Origin of the sequence: Streptosporangium nondiastaticum (genome assembly GCF_003011965.1) — a bacterium.
GTDB lineage: Bacteria > Actinomycetota > Actinomycetes > Streptomycetales > Streptomycetaceae > Streptomyces > Streptomyces nondiastaticus.
Genome location: NZ_PXWG01000015.1, coordinates 24,937 through 43,134, shown reverse-complemented (window position 1 = coordinate 43,134; position 18,198 = coordinate 24,937). Strand labels below are relative to the sequence as shown.

The 18,198-nt window shown below is 74.0% G+C and carries 17 protein-coding genes; 15 read left to right on the top strand and 2 right to left on the bottom strand.

Going from position 1 to position 18,198, the window contains the following annotated elements; translation table 11 throughout:
* Positions 1-43 precede the first annotated feature (43 nt).
* The 8 genes from B7P34_RS09430 to B7P34_RS09395 all read left to right on the top strand — a co-directional run bounded on the left by B7P34_RS09430 (position 44) and on the right by B7P34_RS09395 (position 7,164).
* Positions 44-493, top strand: coding sequence for a hypothetical protein (locus B7P34_RS09430; RefSeq protein WP_223267674.1), 450 nt, complete (start codon positions 44-46; stop codon positions 491-493).
* A gap of 63 nt (positions 494-556) precedes the next feature.
* Complete coding sequence (locus tag B7P34_RS09425) at positions 557-1,330, top strand: GntR family transcriptional regulator (RefSeq protein WP_106675370.1); 774 nt, start codon at positions 557-559, stop codon at positions 1,328-1,330.
* A 141-nt stretch (positions 1,331-1,471) separates the two neighbouring features.
* Positions 1,472-2,593, top strand: a complete 1,122-nt coding sequence (locus tag B7P34_RS09420) for a TIGR03364 family FAD-dependent oxidoreductase (RefSeq protein WP_106675369.1) — start codon at positions 1,472-1,474, stop codon at positions 2,591-2,593.
* Positions 2,594-2,598: 5 nt separating this feature from the next.
* Positions 2,599-3,303 carry a phosphonatase-like hydrolase gene (locus B7P34_RS09415; protein WP_223267673.1) on the top strand — a complete coding sequence of 235 codons (705 nt, stop codon included), beginning with the start codon at positions 2,599-2,601 and terminating at the stop codon, positions 3,301-3,303.
* Positions 3,300-4,364, top strand: coding sequence for an ABC transporter ATP-binding protein (locus tag B7P34_RS09410; RefSeq protein ID WP_106675368.1), 1,065 nt, complete (start codon positions 3,300-3,302; stop codon positions 4,362-4,364). The genes B7P34_RS09415 and B7P34_RS09410 overlap by 4 nt, the downstream gene beginning before the upstream one ends.
* On the top strand, positions 4,357-5,250 hold the full coding sequence (locus tag B7P34_RS09405; protein WP_106675367.1) for a 2-aminoethylphosphonate ABC transporter permease subunit: 894 nt from the start codon (positions 4,357-4,359) through the stop codon (positions 5,248-5,250). Before B7P34_RS09410 ends, B7P34_RS09405 begins: the two co-directional genes overlap by 8 nt.
* Positions 5,237-6,028, top strand: a complete 792-nt coding sequence (locus B7P34_RS09400; protein WP_106675366.1) for an ABC transporter permease — start codon at positions 5,237-5,239, stop codon at positions 6,026-6,028. The genes B7P34_RS09405 and B7P34_RS09400 overlap by 14 nt, the downstream gene beginning before the upstream one ends.
* Positions 6,029-6,078: 50 nt before the next feature.
* Positions 6,079-7,164 (top strand): 2-aminoethylphosphonate ABC transporter substrate-binding protein, encoded by a 1,086-nt coding sequence (locus B7P34_RS09395; protein ID WP_106675365.1) that lies wholly within the window; start codon positions 6,079-6,081, stop codon positions 7,162-7,164.
* A 28-nt stretch (positions 7,165-7,192) separates the two neighbouring features.
* On the opposite strand, the gene B7P34_RS09390 is transcribed toward B7P34_RS09395, so the two are convergent.
* Complete coding sequence (locus tag B7P34_RS09390) at positions 7,193-8,752, bottom strand: ADP-ribosylating toxin (RefSeq protein WP_106675364.1); 1,560 nt, start codon at positions 8,750-8,752, stop codon at positions 7,193-7,195.
* Positions 8,753-9,001: 249 nt separating this feature from the next.
* On the opposite strand from B7P34_RS09390, the gene B7P34_RS09385 reads away from it, so the two are divergent.
* From B7P34_RS09385 to B7P34_RS09355, 7 genes are all read left to right on the top strand, one after another.
* A complete protein-coding gene (locus B7P34_RS09385; protein ID WP_106675363.1) occupies positions 9,002-9,685 on the top strand; it encodes a Crp/Fnr family transcriptional regulator in 684 nt (227 codons plus the stop codon).
* A gap of 187 nt (positions 9,686-9,872) precedes the next feature.
* Positions 9,873-10,790 (top strand): hypothetical protein, encoded by a 918-nt coding sequence (locus tag B7P34_RS09380; RefSeq protein ID WP_223267672.1) that lies wholly within the window; start codon positions 9,873-9,875, stop codon positions 10,788-10,790.
* Entirely contained in the window at positions 10,787-13,174 is a 2,388-nt protein-coding gene (locus B7P34_RS09375) for a hypothetical protein (RefSeq protein WP_106675362.1), read from the top strand. Before B7P34_RS09380 ends, B7P34_RS09375 begins: the two co-directional genes overlap by 4 nt.
* Before the next feature lie 61 nt (positions 13,175-13,235).
* Complete coding sequence (locus B7P34_RS09370; RefSeq protein WP_106675361.1) at positions 13,236-14,435, top strand: SPFH domain-containing protein; 1,200 nt, start codon at positions 13,236-13,238, stop codon at positions 14,433-14,435.
* Entirely contained in the window at positions 14,432-14,959 is a 528-nt protein-coding gene (locus tag B7P34_RS09365) for a Pycsar system effector family protein (RefSeq protein ID WP_106675360.1), read from the top strand. The genes B7P34_RS09370 and B7P34_RS09365 overlap by 4 nt, the downstream gene beginning before the upstream one ends.
* 468 nt (positions 14,960-15,427) lie before the next feature.
* Complete coding sequence (locus B7P34_RS09360; RefSeq protein WP_146166780.1) at positions 15,428-16,399, top strand: M48 family metalloprotease; 972 nt, start codon at positions 15,428-15,430, stop codon at positions 16,397-16,399.
* Positions 16,400-16,600: 201 nt separating this feature from the next.
* Positions 16,601-17,089: a glutathione peroxidase gene (locus B7P34_RS09355; RefSeq protein WP_223267671.1), complete on the top strand. Its 489-nt coding sequence runs from the start codon at positions 16,601-16,603 to the stop codon at positions 17,087-17,089.
* A 72-nt stretch (positions 17,090-17,161) separates the two neighbouring features.
* On the opposite strand, the gene B7P34_RS09350 is transcribed toward B7P34_RS09355, so the two are convergent.
* Positions 17,162-18,184: an aldo/keto reductase gene (locus tag B7P34_RS09350; protein WP_223267670.1), complete on the bottom strand. Its 1,023-nt coding sequence runs from the start codon at positions 18,182-18,184 to the stop codon at positions 17,162-17,164.
* Positions 18,185-18,198: the final 14 nt, after the last annotated feature.

Genomic DNA, 18,198 nt, shown 5'->3' with positions numbered 1-18,198 from the left:
CCCGTGTCTGATAGGGGGCAAAGCGGGAGAAGGAGACCGATCCATGCCCAGGCGCATGCCCCTGTCCACGTACCGTTCGCGTGCCGCAGCCGTCACCGCGGGCTGCACCCTGGCCCTCGTGCTGGGCACGGCCGGCGCCGCCGGTCCTGCGCCGGTGGCCGCGGCCCGGGCGAAGTACTACACCGCGGCGCAGGTCCACAGCTTCCTCGTGAAGTTCTACGGCCAGCACGGCCCGAGCGCGTCCGACCGGATCAACAAGGTCGATGCGGAGCTCCGGCAGAAGGCCGCGGCGACCAAGGGCCAGGACGTGCTGCTCTGCGCCCGGAGCGCTCCGCGGCACATCGTCGTCGGCAAGGTCACGGCCGAGCCGTCGGGCATGGGGTGGGCCCCAGTCACCACGCGGTGGAAGGCCGGCCCGGACAAGCACCTCACGGCGTACGTGGGCCTGAAGGGCAGCCTTCCGATGAAGCTGTACGACGTGACGTGCGACTAGACGTGACGTGCGGCTAGTGGACCGGCGGCGGGATGCGAGGATCTCGCCGTGGACCCTACGCACATGCACACGCACGGCCTGCCCGGCCGGTCTCCGGGCGCCCCCGTCCGCGCCGGCATCCCCGAACACGGCCGGATCCCCAAGTACTACGCGGTGAAGGCGCAGGTCGCCGGGCTCCTCGACGAGCTGGGCGAGGGCGGGCTGCTGCCCACCGAGCGGGAGCTCGCCGCGCGCTTCGAGGTGTCGCGCGAGACCGTGCGCCAGGCCCTGCGCGAGCTGCTGCTGGAGGGGCGGCTGCGGCGCCGGGGGCGCGGCACGGTCGTGGCGGGCCCGAAGCTGGAGCAGCCGCTCGCGCTCGCCAGCTACACCGAGGGGGTGCGCCGCCAGGGCCGGCGGCCGGGGCGCAGCCTCGTCGGCCTGGACCGCCTCGCCTGCCCGGCCGCTCTCGCCCCCGACCTCGGTGTGGAACCCCTGGCCCCCGTCTGGCACCTGGAGCGGGTGCTGCTCGCCGACGACGAGCGGGTGGGGCTGGAGAGCACGTACGTGGCGGTCGAGCGGGCGCCGCGCCTGGACGCGGACTTCGAGCCGGACTCCTCCTTCTACGGCTATCTGCGCGAACGGCTCGGCATCGGTTTCGGCGACGCGGACGAGCGGCTGGAGACGGTGCTGGCCACGCCGCGCGAGGCCCTGCTGATCGGCACGCCGCCCGCGCTGCCCATGCTGCTGATCCACCGCGTGTCCCGGGACACCGGGGGCAGGCCGCTGGAGCGGGTGCGGTCGCTGTACCGGGGCGACCGCTTCTCGTTCACCACGCACTTGCGCGGCGAAGACAGCTAGAGCGGCGAGACCGAGGAGGGCAGACCACACCTCCAAGTGTCACGGGACGATAACGGGTCTAGTCCAAGTTTGGCGGCGCGTTTCCCGCCGGTTCGCCGCCCGGCCCTCCGCCCGTCACCCGCCCCGACGACCGTTCACGTCATGCGAGTCATCGTCATCGGAGCCGGCGTGCTGGGAACCATGCACGCCTGGCAGGCAGTCCAACGCGGCCACGAGGTCGTGCACATCGAACGCGAGGCGGAGGCCCGCGGGGCCTCCGTCCGCAACTTCGGCCTGATCTGGGTCAGCGGCCGTGCCGCGGGAGAGGAGCTGGCCACCGCCCTGCGGGCGCGCGAGCTGTGGGAGGAGATCGGCGCCGCCGTCCCCGGCCTCGGCTTCCGGGCCAACGGCTCGCTGACGGCCGTCACCACCGAGGCCGAACTGGCCGTCGCCCGCGCCGCCCTGGCCCGGCCCGACGCCGCCGCCCGCGGCTTCCGGCTCCTCACCCCCGGCGAGGTCCGGGCGGCCGAGCCGGCCCTGCGCGGCGAGCTCCTCGGCGCCCTGGCCTGCGACCGCGACGCCGCCGTCGAGCCGCGCACGGCCCAGCGGGCCCTCAGAGAGGCCCTCCACCGCTCCGGGCGCTACACCTTCCTCGGCGGGCGCGAGGTCCGCGACGTCACCGGCGGGAACGCCGTCCGCGACGACCACGGCGAACTGCACGGCGGCGACGCGGTCGTGCTGTGCACCGGCGCCTGGCTGGGCGGGCTCGCCCGCGAGCTCGCCCCGGACCTGCCCGTGCGCCGCGTACGGCTGCAGATGATGCAGACGGCCCCGCTGGGCGAGCGGCTCACCACCTCCGTCGCGGACGCCGACAGCTTCCGCTACTACCCCGCCTACGACGGCGCCGCCCTCGACGCGATGGCCGCCGCCCAAGCACAGCCCCCGGCCGCCGCCGAGCACAAGATGCAGCTGCTCATGGTGCAGCGCGCCGACGGCGGGCTGACGATCGGCGACACCCACGAGTACGCCGAGCCGTTCGCGTTCGACGTCGACGAGGCCCCGTACGCGCACCTCGCCTCCGTCGCCGAGGCGCTCCTCGGCCGCCCCCTGCCGCAGGTCCGCCGGCGCTGGGCGGGGGTGTACGCGCAGTGCGTGGACACCTCCCGCGTCGTGCACCGCGAGCGCGTGCGCGACGCCGTCTGGCTGGTGACCGGCCCCGGCGGGCGCGGCATGACGTGCTCGCCCGCGATAGCCGAGACCACCGCGAACGAACTGGGCTGGTGAGCCACGTGACTTCCGTAAGGACCACCCTCGTCGTCCTCGACATGGCCGGCACCACCGTCGCCGACGACGGCCTCGTCGAGCAGGCCTTCACCGCCGCCGTCCAGGAGCTCGGCGTGGCACCGGGCACCGCGCGCCACACCGAACAGCTCGCCCACGTGCGGGCCACGATGGGCGAGTCGAAGATCTCCGTCTTCCGGCACCTCTTCGCCGGCGACGAGGAATCGGCACAGCACGCCAACGCCGCCTTCGAGTCGGCCTACGGGCGCCTGGTCGCCGACGGCCGCTGCGAGCCGGTGCCGGGCGCGCGCGAGGCCGTCGAGCAACTCCGCGGCGAGGGCCGCACCGTGGTCCTCACCACCGGCTTCGCCCGCGTCACCCAGGACGCGATCCTCGCCGCCCTCGGCTGGACGGACCTCGCCGACCTCACGCTGTGCCCCGCCGACGCGGGCGGGCGCGGACGCCCCTACCCCGACATGGTGCTCACCGCCCTGCTGCGCACCCGTGCCGCGGACGACGTCCGGCAGATCGCGGTCGCCGGCGACACCTCCCACGACATGCGGTCCGGGACCCGGGCGGGGGCGGGCGTGGTGGCCGGCGTCCTGACCGGCGCCCACGACGAAGCCGCGCTGCTCGCCGCGGGCGCGACCCACGTCCTGGGCTCCGTAACGGAGCTGCCCGGGCTCCTGGCACGAGCGGAGGCCGGCAGGTGACCACGGGCATCCGCTTCGACGGCGTCACCGTCGCCTACGGCGGCACCACCGTGCTCGAATCGTTCGGCCTCACCGTCGAACCGGGCGAGGTCATGGCGCTCCTCGGCCCCTCCGGGTCCGGCAAGACGACCGCCCTGCGCGCCGTCGCCGGCTTCGTCCGGCCCACGGCCGGGCGGGTGTTCATCGGCGACCGCGACGTCACCGCGCTGCCGCCGCACCGGCGCGGCATCGGCATGGTGGTGCAGCAGTACGCGCTCTTCCCCCATATGAAGGCCGGCGCGAACGTCGCCTTCGGCCTCAAGGCGCACAAGGTGCCGCGCGGCGAGATCGCCGCGCGGGTCGCGGAGGCGCTGGAGATGACGGGCATGTCCGCGTACGCCGGGCGGTACCCGCGCGAGCTCTCCGGCGGCCAGCAGCAGCGCGTCGCCATCGCGCGGGCGCTGGCCATCCGGCCCGGCGTGCTCCTCCTCGACGAGCCGCTGTCCGCCCTGGACGCGCGGCTGCGCTCCGGGATGCTCACCGAACTGGCCCGCCTGCACCGCGAACTGCCGGACGTCAGCATGCTGTACGTCACCCACGACCAGGTCGAGGCGCTGACCCTCGCCGACCGGATCGCGGTCATGGACGGCGGGCGCCTGCAGGACTGCGGCACCCCGCAGGACCTCTACCGGCGGCCGGGCAGCGCGTTCACGGCCTCCTTCATCGGCAGCGCGAACCTCCTGCCGGTGACGGTCACCGACGGCGGCGTCCGCCTGGGCGGCACGCGGCTGGACGTGCCGGCCGGCGGCGCCGCGGCGGGGGCGTCCGCCACGCTGTGCGTCCGCCCGCACCTGGTCGGCCTCGGAGCGGGGCCGAACGCCCTGCGCGGGACGGTCACCGAGGTCCAGTGGCGCGGTGCGACGCACCGCCTGGGCGTCGACATCGCCGGTCACCGGGTGACGGCCGAGCTGCGCGAGCTCCGCGAGACGCCGCCGCTCGGCACCGAGGTCACCGTGCACTTCGCCGCGCACGACGCGGTGCTGCTGCCGGCCGGCGCGGACGGGGGCGAGGCCCGTGGCTAGCACCGAAGCGCTCTCCGGGCGGCGGCCGCCCACGGCCCTGCCCCGGCTCAGGGTGCCGGCGTGGGCGCTGGTCCTGCCCCCCGTCGCCGCCCTCGGCCTCGTCTTCCTCCACCCCCTCGCGCTCGTCCTGTGGCAGTCGGTGTCACCGGAGGGCGGCGGGCACGGCTTCTCCGCCTACGCCGACGTGTTCGCCCAGGCCGCGTTCCGCGACGCCCTGCGCAACACCGTGCTGATCGCCGCCGGATCCACCGCCGGTGCCCTCGTCCTCGGCTTCGCCCTCGCCCTGGTCATCGCCTTCGTGCCGTTCCCCGGCGGCAGGGCGGTCGGCCGGTTCGTCGACGTCTTCCTGTCCTTCCCCTCCTTCCTCATCACCCTCGCGCTGCTCTTCGTCTACGGCAGTGCCGGCATGGCCAACGGGGTGTGGACCGGGGTGACCGGGGCCGCCTCCGGCCCGTTCGACTTCCTCCACACGCCCTGGGGCGTGCTCCTCGCGGAGATCACGTACTTCACGCCGTTCGTGATGCGGCCGCTGCTCGGCGCCTTCTCCCGGATCGAGACGGCACAGATCGAGGTCGCGGCTTCGCTCGGGGCCAAGGCGCCGCGGATCGTCCGGCAGGTGATCCTGCCCGAGGCCCTGCCCGCGCTGGCGGCGGGCGGCTCGCTGGTCCTGGTGATGTGCCTCAACGAATTCGGCATCGTCCTCTTCACCGGGGCGAAGGGCGTGACGACCCTGCCCGTGCTCGTCTACGGCAAGGCGATCCTCGACGGCGACTACACGGGCGCCTGCGTGGTGGCCGTCGTCAACATCGTCCTCTCCCTGGCGCTGTACGGGCTCTACCGGATGCTCACCACCCGCATGGACGGAGTCCGCCGTGCTCGTGCATAGCCCTCGTGCCCGCCGGGCGGTCCAGGCCGCCTTCTTCGCCCTCTTCCTCCCCGTCTTCGCGCTGCCGTTCCTCGTCATCGTGACCGCGTCCCTGGCCACCGGCTGGAGCGGAGCGTTCCCTTCGGGTGCGACCCTCGACCACTACCGGGCCGTCGCCCGCGGGGACGCCCTCGACGCGCTCGTCACCAGCGTGCTGACCGCCCTCGCGGCCTCCGCCGCCGCCCTCGTCACCGGCACCTGGGCGGCCCTCGCGGCCAGGGGCACGCGCGCCCGCCGGGTCGTCGGCGTGCTGTTCGTGCTGCCGGTCGCCGTGCCGTCCGTGGTCGTCGGGCTGGCCCTCCTGGTCGCTTTCTCCGAGCCGCCGTTCCTCCTCAACGGCACCCCGGCGATCGTCGTCCTGGCGCACGCGATCCTGGTGACCGCCTTCGCGTACCAGTCCGTGGCCGCGGCGCTGGACCGCCTCGACCCCGCCTGCGAGCAGGCCGCCGCGAGCCTGGGCGCGAGCCCCCTGCGGGTGCTCGTCCAGGTGAGGCTGCCGTTGCTGCTGCCCTCCCTCTCCGCCGCCGCGGGGCTCTGCTTCGCCCTGTCCATGGGCGAGCTCAGCGCCACGATGATGCTCTACCCGCCCGACTGGCTGCCCCTGCCCGTCAAGGTGTTCGCCGCCACCGACCGCGGCGCGCTCTTCCCCGGTGCCGCGCTCGCCGTCGTGCTCATGGTCACGACGCTCCTCGCCCTGACCGCGGTCTCCCGGATCCGCACCCGGGCCGCCTACCGCTGAACCCGCCCCGCCTCGCCCCCCTTTACGCTCTCGAAGGAGCGCGATCCCCCATGCCCCGTTCCCCCCGTTCCCCCCGTCCCTGCCGTTCCTCCCGCGGCCCGCTCGCGTCCGCCGCCGCCCTCCTCCTCGCCCTCCCGCTCGCCGCGTGCGGCGGGACGGCCGGCGCCGGGGAGCAGGAGATCACCCTCTACAGCGCCGACGGCCTCAAGGCCGAGGACGGCTCCGGCTTCTACGACAAGGTGTTCAAGGGCTTCGAGAAGGAGACCGGCATCAAGGTCCGCTACGTCGAGGGCGGCTCCGGCGAGATGGTGCAGCGCCTGGCCCGGGAGAAGTCCAACACCAAGGCGGACGTCGTCGTCACGCTGCCGCCCTTCGTCCAGCAGGCCGACGGCAAGGGGCTGCTCGCCGCCTACCGCCCGCAGGGCTCGGACAAGGTCGCGGACGGCGACAAGTCCCCCTCCGGCACCTGGACCGCGATCGCCGGCAACTACCTCTGCTTCATCTACAACTCCAAGGAGCTCAAGGACGCCCCGCCCAGGACCTGGAAGGACCTCCTCGACCCGCGCTTCAAGGGCAAGCTGCAGTACTCGACGCCCGGTGTCGCCGGCGACGGCACGGCCGTCCTCGTCAAGGCCGTGCACGACTTCGGCGGCAAGGAACCGGCCATGGCGTACCTGAAGGAGCTGCAGAAGAACAACGCCGGCCCGTCGCGCTCCACCGGCCAGCTCGCCCCGAAGGTGAACAAGGGCGAGCTCCTCGTCGCCAACGGGGACGTCCAGATGAACTTCGCCAACACCAGGACCATGCCCGACCAGGGCATCTTCTTCCCGGCGGGCGACGGCGGGAAGCCCACCACGTTCGCCCTCCCGTACGCGGCCGGCCTGGTGAAGAACGCCCCGCACGGCGAGAACGCCAGGAAGTTCCTGGACTACCTCCTCAGCGAGGGCGTGCAGCGCGACGTCTCGGCCGTCGGCGGCGGCTTCGCGGCCCGTACGGACGTCAAGGCGACCGACCCCAACGCCGTCGCCCTCGCCCGCATCATGCAGGGCGTGGAGGTCTTCCGCCCCGACTGGGCCGAGGTCGGCAAGAACCTGCCCTCGTACGTGGACGCCTGGAAGTCCGCCACCGGCAGCTGAGCGGCCGCCGGTGGCGGGAGCGCACGCGTCAGCGGTCCCAGTCCTCGTTCCAGATCAGGGTGTTGCACTGCGCGATCTCGGCCTTCGCCTGAACCACCGCGCGCTGCTTCGACTCCAGGACCCGGCCCTGGTCCGTCTTCAGCCGGTAGAAGACGTCGAAGGTGCGGGCGCTGCCGTAGCCCTTGGGCACCAGCCAGCCGGGGGACTTCCCGTCGGCCACGGGGTACGTGTACTCGCTGCCGCCCCGCTCCCTCACCACGACCTGCGTCTTCGAGGGGACCTTCTCGTTCGCGGGCACCTTCCCGGCCGTCTCCCACAGGACGTCCATGTATGTCCACCACACGCTGCACGGCAGGGACGCCCGCGGCACGGGCAGGATCGGCAGCGCTCCGGCGTCGAGGCGCGGCGCCGGGGGCGGGTCGGCCGTCGCCGTGCGGAAGACGTCCACCAGCACCTCGACGAGCTGCTCGGTGAGGAGGACGGCGTCGACGACCTCGCCGACGACGGGGACGACCTGGGCGGCCGCGAGCGCGGCGAGGGCCACGGCGTTGACGGCGATCGCCTCGGGGTCGCCGTGCTGGATCCCGTCGGCGATGCCGAGCGCCTGGCCGAGGCCGGGGACGACCGCGCCGGTGACGGCGACCTTGTCGAGGGTGGTGGCGTTCTTGTCGGAGAACGTCTTCGCCATGCCGTAGACCCAGGTCCCGACGCCGGCGGCGGAGGCGGCCACGTGGGCGCCGCTGACCTCGCGGACCTTGGCGTGGGTGAGCTCCGCGGTGGAGTGCGCCTCGCCCCAGGTGGGCCCCTTTGGGCTGCGCTTGGGCAGCCGCTCCACGTGCTCGGCGTCCTGCGCGACCTTCTTCGCCGTGGCCTTGGCCTTCTCCTCGACCTTGTCCCAGTCCACGGGCAGGCAGCGGTCGGCCGACCGCTTGACGCGGCCGGTGGGGGCGAGGCAGTTGGCCGGGGCCGCCGCGTAGATCGCCGCGTCCATGGCCGAGTTCTTGCCACGGAACTCGACGGCCTTCTCGGCCTTGGCGCGCTCGGCCATCTTCCAGGGGACGATGAACTCGCTCTGTCCCGTGCCGTCGTCGGCGATCTTCAGGACGGTGTTCTTCTCCCCGAGCGCGTCCATCAGCGGCTTGCCGGCGGGAACGCCGAACTCGTCCTTGACGAACTTCAGCTGGCGGTCGAGGAAGGCGTCGTCGGTCTCGTCGGCTCTGTGGGCGAGGTGGACCGTGGCCACGTTCACCTCGTCCGGGAGGGTCACGCGCACGACTCCGCCGGCGGCCGTGCCCGCTTCGTTGGTGCTGTAGCCGGCGGCGTGCCCGGTGGTCTCGGCCAGGTAGAGCCCCTTCCAGTTGGGGTCGTGGTTCCCGGCGCTGCCGACCGGGCGCAGCCCTTCGAGGATCGAGTCGAGGTGACCGGGCTTGTAGCCGTGGAACGCCTCCAGGCCGGTCTGCGCGGCCTGAGTGATCCGGTCACCGCCGGGCGCGGGAGTGGGGGCGGCGTGGGCCAGTTCGGCGGAAGCGGCCGCCATCATTCCGGCGAAGGCCGTGGTGGCGAAAACGCGCTGCGTCGATATACGCATACTGCTCCTCATGCGTGACGAGGGGGGACAGGAGGGGTGATGCGGAAGTTGAGGATGATCCTGCCGTAGAGGATGAGACCAGGAACATTGGTCTCAAGCAGGACAGTCCGCGTCGCGACCCCCGCCGGGGGAACGAGTCACCCCCGCCAACCGGAGGGGTTCAGTCCGCTGTCGTCGCCGTACTCTCCCTCTTCCCGCACCCGGACCGGGCGCGGAGCCGTCGGGCAGGCGGGAGAGGAGAGGCAGGCGATGGAGTTCGAGGACCGTGTTCCCTTCGTGGTCCGGCTGGAGGCCGAGGACCGGCAGGCGCTCTTCGCGAGCGCGACGCCCCTCGTCTTCAGCGCCCGGCAGGTGCTCCTGCGCGAGCACGAGCCCACGGCGCACGTGCTGATCCTGCTCTCCGGCTGGACGAAAGTGACGTCCGCGGCCGCCAACGGCTACGAGGCCCTGCTCGCCCTGCGCGGGCCCGGCGACATCGTCGGGGAAGGCGCCGTGCTCAGCGGGCGGCCCCGCGGGGCGACGGTGACGGCGCTGGGGCAGGTCGAGACGCTGGCCGTCGACGCGGACCGGTTCAGCCGCCTCCTCGACGAACGGCCCGACATCTCCAGGAAGTTGCTGGCGCTGACCGCAGACCGGATGCGCGACAGCGACCGCCGGCGCCTGCAGTACGCGGCCCTCAACGTCCAGGAACGGCTGGCCCTGCTCCTGCTGGAGCTCATCCGCAGCCACGGGGAAGAAGCGGAGGACGGCGTGCAGCTGACGCCCGGACTCACCCAGAGCGAACTGGCCGGCTCGGTCGGCGCCTCCCGGGAAGCCGTCGCCCGGCTGCTGAAGGGGCTGCGGGAGCGGGGCATCGTCCGCACCGGGCGGCGCGGGCTGGTGGTCATGCGCCCGGACGTGCTGCGGAGGATGGCGCGTCAAGGGGACCGGTGACGGGGCGGCGGCCGGTGCCGTCCCGCGATCGGCCGTGTTGCGTTTGTGTGTACGTCGTCACATCGCGAGTGTGCTAGTTTCCGTCGCCTCAAACCCCGCCCCAGTGACATCTTTCCGGTGTCAAGAAGGCCTTAACGGCCCACGTCTCCAAAGGCCTTCACGGCCACGCCCCCAGCGGAAGGCGGCCATGCGCGAGCCTGTCAACCGGACCATCCTGCTCCTCGACATCGAGCGGTTCAGCCGCCGCGACGACGTGGTGCAGGCCGTGCTCCGGCGCACCCTGAACACCGTCGTCGACCGGACCCTGGTGACGGCCGGCGTCGAGGCCACTCAGCAGTACCGCGAGGACCGCGGGGACGGCCTGATCGTGCTCATCAGCGGGGACGTGGCCAAGACCGCGGTCCTGCGCGCGCTCCTCACGGTCACGCCCGAACTCCTCCACGACCACAACCGGCTCGCCTCGGGCGGCGCGCAGATGCGCCTGCGGATGGTGCTCGCCGCCGGCGAGGTCGCCCACGACCCGCAGGCCGGCACCACCGGAGGACTCGTCGGGCACGACCTCAACCAGGCCTTCCGCCTGCTCGACTCGGACGCCCTGCGCCGGGCGCTCGCCGGACGGGCGGACGAGCACTGCGTCCTGGCCGTGAGCACGCCGGTGTACGAGGGGGTGGTCCGCCACGGTCACCACGGAATCCGGCCGGAGCTGTTCCGGCGCACGGAGGTGACGGTGAAGGACGGGGTGCTGTCCGCGTGGATCCAGGGGGACGGCGGCGGGGAGGCGGAGGAAGCGGCCGGGGGTGGAGTGGCCGAGGCTGCCGGGGGCGGGAGCTCCGGGGGCGGCTCCTCTCCGTCCGCGGCAGCCCGGCCCCCGGCCCATGCGCAAGGTCCGAATCCGGCTTCCGCTCCCCCGCCGTCCGGGGGCGCCGTCTTCCACTTCCACGGCAATCCGGTGGTGCACGGCTCGCTGGTCGGCGGCGACCAGCACGGCGTGAGCGGCGGGCACGTCACCGGAAACGTGTTCCTCGGCGGCTCCGGGCCCGGCGTCGGACCCGCGCCGGCCGACCGCGGTGGGGAGCCCCGTAGCGAGGACGGAGGCCGGTCGTGAACGCACCGTACGGCGACCCGGCGACCGCGGGCGATCCGGCAGCGGCGTCGTCCGCACCGCCGGACCCCGGCCCCGAAGCAGACCTCGAACCGGACCCGGCCGGCCCGGGCTCCGGGACCGCCGCCGACCCCGGGCCCGACGACTCCGAGACGGAACACGCCTGGGACTCCCGCCGCGACCTCTACCGCCACAGCCCGGGCATCATGCTCGGCCGCTCCGCGCAGCTCGGCGGCTCGCTCGTCGGCGGCGACCAGCACGGGGTGAGCGGCGGACACGTCACCGGAGACGTCATCCTCGGCAGTAAGGTCGAATACCGTTACGGCGGGGACGACGAGGAGCGGTCCGGCGAGATCCCCACCGCGGAAGTCGAGCGCATCGCATGGAACTTCGCCTTCCCCTCAGGTGACTCAGACGACTCGGGTGGCTCGGGCGTCTCCGGTGGCTCGGGCGTCTCCGGTGGCTCAGGCGACTCCGGTGGCTTACGCGGCTCAGGCGACTCAAGCGGCGAAGGCGAGGCCGGCGCACCGGGCGACACGTGGGAGCCCGGCAGTCCCTTCGGCCTAGCGCTCGCCCGGCTCAGGGAGCACCGCGTCGCCGTCCTCTCCGGCCCCGCGACCACCGGGCGCCGCGCCGCCGCCCTCATGCTGCTGCGCGCCGTCGGCTCGACGGCCTACCGGGCCCTGGACCCCGGGCTCTCCCCGGGGCGCCTCGCCGGAGAGGTGCGCGACGGGTGCGGGCACCTCATCGACGACTACCCCACCAGCGCGGAACAGCCCCTGCGCGAGCACCACTTACGCGCCCTGAGCGAGAAGCTCTGCGCGGCCGGGAGCCACCTCGTGGTCGTGGTCGGGCCGCACCCCGTCGTCCACGGCGACGCCGGCCCCGTCCCGTGGCGGCCGCCGGAGCCCGCGGCCCTGCTCCGCAGCCATCTGCGCCACGAGGACCTGGCCGGCCACAGCGTCGAAGAGCTCCTGGCCCTCCCCGAGGTCCGAGCGGTCCTGGGACACCGGCGTCCTGTCGCCGACCTGGCCGCCTTCGCCGGCCGCGTCGCCGCGCACGCCCGCGGGACCCTTCCCCTCTCCGGCCTCGCCTCCTACGGCCGCCACGCCGCCGAGCAGCAAGTGCGGGCCTGGTTCGACGGCACCGGGCAGACCCTGCACGACAAGGCGTTCCTGATCGCGCTCGCCACCTTCAACGAGGCCCCGTACCCGCTCACCGCCGAGCTCAGCGACGTCCTCTTCGGCCTGCTGCAGCGCATCGAGAACCCCGGGGAGCCGGCCCGCATCCCCGTCTTCGGCACCTCCAGCGCCCAGCGCGTCGAACACGCCCAGGCCGACCGTTACCTGGAGACCGAGGAGACCGAATGGGGGCCGGTGCTGCAGACGAAGGTGCAGTTCCGGGACCCGCTCACGGCCATCACCCTGCTCCGTGAGGTCTGGACCGGCCACCCGTCCGCCCGCCCCGCCCTCGTGACCTGGCTGCGCCGCCTGGCCGACGACCCCCGGCCGGTCGTCCGCACCCGGGCCGCCTCCACCGCGGCGGTCCTGGCGCACGCCGACCTGCCGTCGACCATGTCCCTCCTGATCCGCCCCTGGGTCTTCGGGGCACGGCTGCGCGCGCGGCTGGCCGCTGCCAACGCGCTCGCCCTCGCCCACCACCTGGGCACGCCCCACGTGCCGCGCATCCTGCGGGAGTGGTGCACGACCAACGACCACCGGCTGCGCCGGGCGGCCGTGCGGACGTACGCGCTCGTGGGGGACGCCTTCGCCGGGGACGCCGTCGAGGCGCTCCTGGCGGCGGTGGGTGCGATGGAGGCGCGGGGCGGACCAGCCCCCTCGTGGCGGGCCGAGCTCGACGAACTCGCCCAGTCCGCCGCCGCCGTGCTGCTCGCGGCCGGCCAGAACGCGGGGGCGTGGGAGGCCGGCGGCGCCGCGGCCGAGCTGTGGCCCGCCCTCGTGCCGCTGACCCGCGGCGGCCTCACCCGGGACTTCGTCCTGCGCACGGTCGTCCACGCCTGCGGTCCCGTGGACGGCGCCGGCGGCCGCCCGCTCCTCCTCGACCTGTTCGGCCGCGCCGAGGCCGTCCCCGGCACTCCCGGCGCGCTGCTCCGGCAGTCGCTCGCCTCCCTGTGGCGCATGGTCCTCAACGACCCCCTGTACTCCGCCTACGGCCTGGACAACCTCCGCGGGTGGGTCCGGGCGGCGGGCGACGACCGGGACGCCGAACGCGCCCTCGCCGAGCTGCTGCCGCTGCTGGCCGTGTCCGTCGAGGACACGAAACGGCTCGTCTACCTGCTGGAGAACCTGCGCGGCGGGGCGGACCCGTCGCCCCCCGCCGTCGCCCTCCGGCTGCGCGGGGCGCTGTCCCCGCCGCCCGCGCCGTGACCACCCGGCAGCCCCGCTCCACTCGTTCCCGCGTGCAACCGTCCCGAGGAGAAGCAGCACCATGATGAGCCCGCAACACCAGTGGCAGCAGGACGCGAACCGCCACTCGCAGCTCGTCGACCCCGTCGTCACCATCCAGGAACTGTCGCGCTTCAAGCCGCTCCGCACCACGCGCATCGACTACGCCCTGGTCTTCACCACGGCCCAGGGCGGTCTGGACGCCTTCCTGCCGCCGAGCCGCCCGAGCCGCGCCGAGGTCGCCACCCGCCGGTGGACCACCGTGTACGAGGTGGACATGGGCCTGCACGACGCCGACGTGGTCCTCTCGCTGCCCAGCAGCAACGACGCGTTCCTCTTCGAGGTGGCCCTGACCTGCAGCTGGCAGGTGCACGACCCCGCGGCATTCGTCGCCAGCGGGGAGCGCAACGTGCCCGCCCTCGTGCAGCGGCACGTCGACGACGCCGTACGGCCCGTCCTGCGCGCGTACGCCATGGAGGACAGCGCGGCGGCGGACAAGGAGGCACAGCAGGCGCTCGCCGCCGCCGGGCCGCCGGGCGCGGGCGCCGGGCTGCAGGTGCGGTGCGGCATCCGGATCCGCCGGGACGAGGCCGCCCTCACGCACGCGCGGGAACTGCGCGACATCGAGTTCGCGCGGCAGAAGCTCGACCCCCAGCACGCCCTGCTGATGCGGGAGGACGAACTGGCGGCCGAGCGGGCGCTCGCCCAGGAGCAGCACCAGCACCGGATCGAGCTGCAGCACCAGAACCTCGGCCACGAACGGCAGCTGATCCGCGGGCAGCAGGAGCTGGAGCTGCAGGAGATCGAGGCCAAGAAGATCCAGTACTACGCGTACTACCTGGAGCGCGGCGGGCCCGCCGCCCTGGCCTTCCACCTCGCCCGGCACCCCGAGGACGCGCGCATGGTGCTGGAGAACCTCCGGGCGGACCAGACCCACGCCATGCAGAACCAGCTGCAGGTCGCACTGCAGGCGTTCGGCGGCGGACCGGGCCGGCTCGAGGAGCATCAGCTGGACGAGCTGCGCAGGCAGACGATGAACGCGGCGAGGGGGTTCATGCCCGACAGTGCGCCCGCGGTCGAGGGGCCCGCGCGCGACGACGGGTCCGAGGGGCACGGGGCCTCGGGGGACGGCGAGGCCGTACCGCCGGCCGCGCCGCCGCAGGAGCCCCGGGACGCCACGCCCCCGCCGGACGCGGGCCCCGTCTTCGGGTACCGGCCCCCGACACCGCCTCCCGGCCGATGACGACGACCGGCGAGCCCGCGCCGGCCGCCGCCGCGCCGCGCACCGCCGAGCGGCTGCTGTCCGAACTGCGCCAGGAGGCCGCCCGGGCCGACACCAAGGGCTCCGTCCTGGTGGCGGCGCAGGGCATGGCCGCCTCCGTGCTCGTCGGCGTGCTCGCCGTCCGGGGCTGGCAGCCGGCGTCCCTCTCGCTCTTCGGGGAGGTGCTGTGGTGGGCGGGCGCGGTGTGCTTCCTCGGCTCGCTCCTCTCCCTGCTGCTGTCGGTGATTCCGCGCTACCGCACGCGCGGTTGGCGCCCCGGCCTACCGATCACCCACTTCGCCGACATCCGCGGCGCCGCCCGCCGAGGCCCCACGGCGCTGGAGGAGGCGCTGCGGGAGACCGAGCGCGCTCCCACGGCCGCGGTCATCGCGGCGCTCACGGAGAACAGCCGGATCGTCGCCGGCAAGTACGGGTGGCTGCGCGCGGGCACGGCGGGCTTCACGGCCGCGATGGTGCTGCTGCCGGGCGCGCTCCTCGTCGGCTGACCCGCCGACCCGACCTTTCCCTCACGACCAGTCAGGAGGCGCACAGCCATGCCCGAACAGAACCGGCCCGCCACGCCCGAGGGACCGCCGGCACCGGCCGGGTCACCGCAGGGGCCGCCGGCACCGCCGGCGTATCCCGGGGCGCCGGAACCGCCGCCATACCCGGAGGCGCGTGGGGCGGCGCCTCCGCCGCGGTATCCGGGGGAGGAGGCGGCTCCGGGATATCCGGGGGAGGAGGCTCCGGGATATCCGGGCCAGGAAAACCCGCCGCCGTACCCGTACCCGGGCGAGGAAACGCCACCCCCGTACCCGCAGGAAGCGGCTCCTCCTCCCCCGGCAGGGGATCCCGTACCGCCGCCCCGGCCCCTGTTCCCCCCTCCCTGCGCCGCCGACGCGGTCAACGCACCCGCCCATGACGACCTGAGGCTGCAGTCAGGGCGCAAACACCTCAAGGCGCACCAGCGCGGGGTGGACGGCGCAGCGCTCTCCCAGCTGGTGGTGACGGTTCCCACGGCGTTGATCAGTCTCGCCGTGGTCTCGTTCGCCTCCGCCCTGTTCAACCCCGTGCTGGGCCTGCTGCTGCCCGCGGTGTGGCTGCTGTCCGGGCCCCTGGTCTTCCACCGGTCGGCCGAGGCGGCCATCGCCCGGTACCTGCTGCGCATGCGGCGGCCCACCCCCGCGGAAGCGGAACGGCTGGGCGCGGTGTGGGAGGAGGTGACGCGCCGTGCCGGGGTGAACCAGTGCACCTACGAGCTGTGGGTCCAGGAGCGGGCCGAGCTCAACGCGACCGCCGCGGCCGGCCACATCGTCGGCGTCACCCGGCACGCGCTGGAGCGGCTGCCGAACTCGCAGCTGGCGGCCGTGCTGGCCCACGAGCTGGGCCACCACGTGGGCGGGCACACATGGGCGGGCATGCTCGCCGACTGGTACGCGCTGCCGGCCCGTACGGTGTGGCGGTTGATCACCACGGGCCTGCTCCTGCTCCTGGGGTCGAGGAACGTGGCGGGCATCGCCTGCGGCGGGTGCCTGTCCGTGACGTTCGTGTGGTTCGTGTACGTGCTGACGTTCACCGAGTCGATGTGGTGGCTCACCCTGCCGGTGGCGGCCGGCCCGTTGCTCGTCGCCTGGCTGCACCGCCGGGCCGAGTGCCGCGCGGACGACTACGCGGCGGGGCTCGGGTTCGGTGACGAACTGATGGCGGTGCTCGCCGAGGAGCACCGGACGCAGACGACGCCGCCGGTGCCTCCGGCGGTACCCGCACCGTACGAGGCTTACGGGCCGCCCTTCCCGCCGGACGCTCCGCCGGCACCCCCGCAGCCGGCCGGGGCCGGGCCCGCCGCCCACCCGGCGGTACGCGGCGCCCACTCCCGCTTCGAGGCCCGCCTGCAACACTTGCAACGCAACGCGGCCACTCGCCATCACCCCACAAGGCAGCCGTAGGGCCCGGGGACCTCGCCGCGTACCTGCGCGGGCACTTCACCGCGCTGCGGGGCTTCTACGCCGACGCGTCGGCCCGTCGCCTCGCCGTGGTGGCCTGGGTCGACTGACGGCCCGGAGGGCGGGCCCGGCGGGCCGGGGCGGGGCGGGCATACTGGGCCGCGGATGAAGCGACCTGATCATGCAGAGAGCAAGGAGCACGACGTGTCCGTCCACGAAGTGGAGATCGGCGCCCTCCAGGGCGGCCCCGCGAACCTCGCGCAGTACCGAGGCAAGGCCGTCCTGATCGTCAACGTCGCCTCGAAGTGCGGCCTGACCCCGCAGTACGCGGCGCTGGAGAAGCTGCACGAGAACTACGCGGCGCGCGGCTTCACCGTGCTGGGCGTGCCGTGCAACCAGTTCATGGGTCAGGAGCCCGGCACCGCCGAGGAGATCGCCTCCTTCTGCTCGGCCACGTACGGGGTGACGTTCCCCATGACCGAGAAGACCGACGTCAACGGCGCGGACCGGCACCCCCTGTACGCCGCGCTCGTCGGCACGCCGGACGCCGAGGGGCACACCGGTGACATCCGCTGGAACTTCGAGAAGTTCCTCGTCGGCGGTGACGGGAGCGTCGTCGCGCGTTTCAGCCCGCAGACGGAGCCGGACGCCCCCGAGGTGCTGGCGGCCGTCGAGGCCGCCCTGCCCGCCTGACGGCCTCGAACGGCCCCCCGACGGCCCTGACGGATCCGTCCTGCCCGCCGCCCGGCCGGCGGGCAGGACGCCTCAGGCCGCGCCGTCCGCGCGCCGCAGCGGGTGCGGGTTGAGGCGCGCGAAGCCTTCCTGGCGCTCGTAGGGGAAGTAGGGGTACGGAGCTTCCTTCGCGCTCGCGGCGTCGAGCCGTGCCACCTGATCGGCGGTCAGGTTCCAGCCGAGCGCGCCGAGGTTCTGCCGCAGTTGCTCCTCGTTGCGGGCGCCGATGATGACGGAGGAGACGGTCGGGCGCTGCAGCAGCCAGTTGAGGGCGATCTGCGGGACGGTCCTGCCGGTTTCACCGGCGATCTCGTCGAGCGCGTCGACCACGCGGTAGAGGAGCTCGTCGTCGACGGGCGGCCCGTAGTCCGCGGTGGCGTGCAGGCGGCTGCCGGCCGGGAGGGGCCGGCCGCGGCGGATCTTCCCGGTGAGCCGTCCCCAGCCCAGGGGGCTCCAGACGACGGCGCCGACGCCCTGGTCGAGCCCGAGGGGCATGAGTTCCCACTCGTAGTCGCGGCCGATGAGGGAGTAGTAGACCTGGTGGGCGACGTAGCGCGCGCGGCCGTGCCGGTCGGCGGCGTCGAGCGACTTCATCAGCTGCCAGCCGGCGAAGTTGGAGACGCCGGTGTAGCGGAGCTTCCCGGCCCGTACGAGGTCGTCGAGGGTGGAGAGGACCTCCTCGACGGGGGTGCCCGCGTCGAAGGCGTGGAGCTGGAAGAGGTCGATGTAGTCGGTGCCGAGGCGGCGCAGGGCGTCGTCGACGGTCTTGATCAGGCGGGCGCGGGAGGTGCCGGCGTCCGCCGGGCCGTCGCCCATGGGCAGCCCGGCCTTGGTGGAGAGGATCACCTGGTCGCGGCGGCCCTTGACGGCCGCGCCGAGCACCTCTTCGGAAGCGCCGGCGGAGTAGACGTCGGCGGTGTCGAACATGTTGAGCCCCGCGTCGAGGCAGATGTCGATGAGGCGGCGCGCCTCGGCGGCGTCGGTGTCGCCCCAGGCGCCGAAGAGGTCGCCGCGTCCCCCGAAGGTGCCCGCGCCGAAGCTCAGTGCCGGGACCATCAGTCCTGAATCGC